Source organism: Candidatus Cloacimonadota bacterium, assembly GCA_011372345.1.
GTDB lineage: Bacteria > Cloacimonadota > Cloacimonadia > Cloacimonadales > TCS61 > DRTC01.
The window spans coordinates 1-3633 of sequence record DRTC01000426.1 but is presented as its reverse complement, the minus strand read 5'-3'; the positions used below and the strand labels follow the sequence as shown (position 1 = coordinate 3633).

Below are 3633 nucleotides of genomic sequence, written 5' to 3'. Positions count from 1 at the left end.
GATCTGTCGGAATGGAGGAAAATGAACATTATTTTGATGAATATTTTATTCAATTCGAATCCGATCTTTTTTTAGGGAGATTGGGAACTTTTGAATCTGTCATCGGTTCAGGAATTGTTCTCCACAATTATCTCGATGAAGATTTTAATATCGATTCCAGGTTGATCGGATTTTACAGCCAGACAAATCTTGAAAAATGGCAATTGAAGTTTCTTTATGGTTTGATGGAAAATGATGATGAAGACTACCAGGAAGAAAATGAAAATGATAATGTCGGTGCAGTTGATATCAGGTTTGATCTAACTGATTTTCTGCGTTTGGGAACAAGTTATTTGCTCCAGCAAACTAATCAGAAACTTGCTAATGCCGAACACGATTACAGTCAGAGAGATGTGATTGGCGGTCGTTTTGATCTGACAACTGATCTATTGGAAATAACTTCCGAATATGCTGAAAGCAATGAATATTTTCTTCATCTTTTAGATGATAAAAAAGGTCATGCGATTTATTCAAATGCTACTTTATACTTGGATAAATTTACGATCAATGGTGCTTATAAAAATTACCTGAATTTTAATACGAAAATATCCGATCTACCAACTGTAAATCACAGCGAAGAACCGCTTCATGAAAGTTATATTCCCGGAACAGACGAACAGGGTTTTATGGGAGAAATAAGCTTCCTGCCCAATTTTGAAAATGAAATTGTTTTGAACTACGCTGAAGGTTGGTCCGGTGATTCCAAAATAAAGCAATCCGATCTTTATTCCGAAATAAAACACGATTTTGAAACTTCCGCGATCACTGTTGAATTCAGTCAATTGGAGCAATTTGATAAAAATGGAAATAACTGGAAAAAAGAAACTACTCCGGTTATCACTTTCGATTTTTTATTAAAAGAACTTCCAATCGTGATCAAAGGTGAATACCAATATAAAAAAGAAGATAAAGCCGGAGATCTGGAATCTCATTATGAACCAAAACTGCAAACCGATATTTCTTATCTTGATTATTCTCTTTCCCTGATTGCTGAAACTCAGATCGGAGATTCTTTCGATGCAGATGACGGAGAATATTGGATCGGTGGAGAATTTGCTGTTTATCTTTATAATTGCACTGATCTACGCTTATTTGTCGGTAAAGAAAAAGCCGGAAAAGTATGTCGAAACGGAGTTTGTAAGATCCAACCGGAATTTAGTGGAGTCAGGTTGGAAGTAACAACAAGTTTTTAAATCTACTTTGCGAAATTTCCTCATAGAAATTCTATGTTACAAATTTCGCAAAGAAAAAAATAGAGGGAGTATAAAAATGAAAAAATTAATTGTATTATTAAGTGTTATAGTTGCGATCAACATCCTTTTCGCAGACTTGGAGATCAATATTCCTTTTGATTTGGATATTATCGGTCCTTCCTATACGGAAAACGGAAATTATGAACATACAACCGATTGGATCACTTTGACCAATACCGGCACAGAAATTCAGACCTACACTCTTTTATATTCATTTCAAAATCTACCTGCAGGTTGGACTATGAGTGTTTGTAATCCACTCTATTGCTTCATCCCCAATTTTCCCTCTCCCATCGAACTTGCTCCGAATGAATCAATACAAATTCACATTGTTATTAATGTAAGCAGTATTGGAGGTTACAATTTTAATTTTACTTTTAACGGGGAAGATCTGACTGAACCTCTTAGTTATGATTTCACTTTTAATACCGCCGATAATGTCGGGATCGAACATGATGATTTTATCTTGAACGACGAAATCCTTTTAACAAATTATCCCAATCCCTTCAAGGAAACAACCACGATTTCTTTTCAATTTAGCAACAAACAAAACCAACAAAACGAACAAATAAAACTTGAAATTTATAATATCAAAGGACAGAAGATCAGAACCTTCCCAAATCTCCAAATCAATAAATCAACAAATCAACAAATTATCTGGGATGGAAGAGATGAAAACGGTTCTAGAGTTTTAGGTGGAATTTATTTCTATGAACTTTCAAATGGAAAAACTCATAAAATTAACAAGATGATCTTGTGGTAATGTAAATCAACATACAAAGTTGATATAATCATGTTTTCAAAATCCTTGTTGGAACTGATTTAATAGAATTGCATAGCCAATCAGGGAATTGGTTATAAGAAAAAATACAGGAAAAAAAAATGATAAAAAAATGTATATTCATTCTGCTATTATTAATATTTACCTCTCTATTGTTGGCAGAACTTGATGCTTATCCAAAATTAATTTTAGCAGAGAACTTCTCGACTACGCTCTGAAGTAGTTGTCCTGATAGCTACTCCGGTCTGGATGTAGTCCATTCTTTATATGATTTTTCGGAATTTATCAGTATCCGTTATTACAGTTCAGCAGGTTCGTTCGGTTCCGATGAAATCGATCGTGTTTTCGAATATTATGATATTCCTTATGCTCCTACCGTCGTTTTCAATGGTTTGGAATCAGTCGTCGGAGGAGGATGGGAAATAGCATCAGGACAACCTTATCTTGATGTCGTTACTCCTCAAATGTTCAATGCTTCACCCATAAAATTGGAAATTAACAGTTTTGATCAGGAAACCGGAGATATTTCTGTAACCGGAACAATGTATTCTCCGGATGAGGATATCGCTGATGCTGCCATCAGATTTATTTTGATTGAAGATGATATCGAGGAAGTCTATACTCATGTAGTTAGAGATATTATAAAGGACGATTTTGATCTTTCCGGACAGGGAAATACGATTTCTTATGAAAAAACTTTTGAGATTCCTCCTGAATGTATTTTAACGAATTTAAGAGCTGTTGCTTTTGTGCAGATGACTGACCATGAAATAATTCAATCCACTTCAAACTATTTAATTCCTGAGTATAAAGTAAGAGCAATGGTTCCTTTTGAAACGACTTATTTTGATCTGGAATATGATCCTGAAAATGAAAATTATTTATATACAGGAGATTTTTTTTCAATCGTAAATTTAGGATCAGAAGATGATTTGACGATCGATCTAATTATTGACGATGCTCCTGATAGTTGGTATTTTACATATAGCGATGAAGAGTTTGATTACGAAAATTCTACAAATTTTTCTCTATTATTTGAAGATTATAAAAATTTCCGGATAAATATCATGCCCGATTCTTATGGTTCTGCAGACTATCATTTTGAAATAACTTCAGCGAATTCCGATTATGTCTTCAATATTCCATTTACCTATATGAATGTTGAAACAGATATTGAAAACGAGTTGCTTCAGGCAAATACTCATTTTGTTCAAAATTTCCCCAATCCCTTCCAAAATTCAACCACGATTTCTTTTTCTTGCCACAAAGAGACAGAGAATACAGAGATTTCGATTTATAATTCCAAAGGTCAAAAGATTAAAACTTTCGCAAATCTCCAAATCAACAAATCTCCAAATCAACAAATTACTTGGGATGGAAAAGATGAAAACGGAAAGCAGGTTTCCCCAGGAATCTACCTTTATAAACTATCGGGAGAAAACACCCGGATAATAAAAAAAATGATTTTATTAAAATAAGGTCAAATGACCAGAGGTGAAGGCACATTTGACCCAATTTCAGTTTAGTTCAAGATGACACAGAGGTTGAAAAATAAGGACT

General features: G+C 33.9%; 2 protein-coding genes. Both read left to right on the top strand.

Features of this window, described 5'->3' with window-relative positions; translation table 11 throughout:
• Nucleotides 1-1308 precede the first annotated feature (1308 nt).
• Nucleotides 1309-2055, top strand: coding sequence for a T9SS type A sorting domain-containing protein (locus ENL20_08290; GenBank protein ID HHE38555.1), 747 nt, complete (start codon nt 1309-1311; stop codon nt 2053-2055).
• 410 nt (nt 2056-2465) lie between these two features.
• Entirely contained in the window at nt 2466-3551 is a 1086-nt protein-coding gene (locus ENL20_08285; GenBank protein HHE38554.1) for a T9SS type A sorting domain-containing protein, read from the top strand.
• Nucleotides 3552-3633 lie beyond the last annotated feature (82 nt).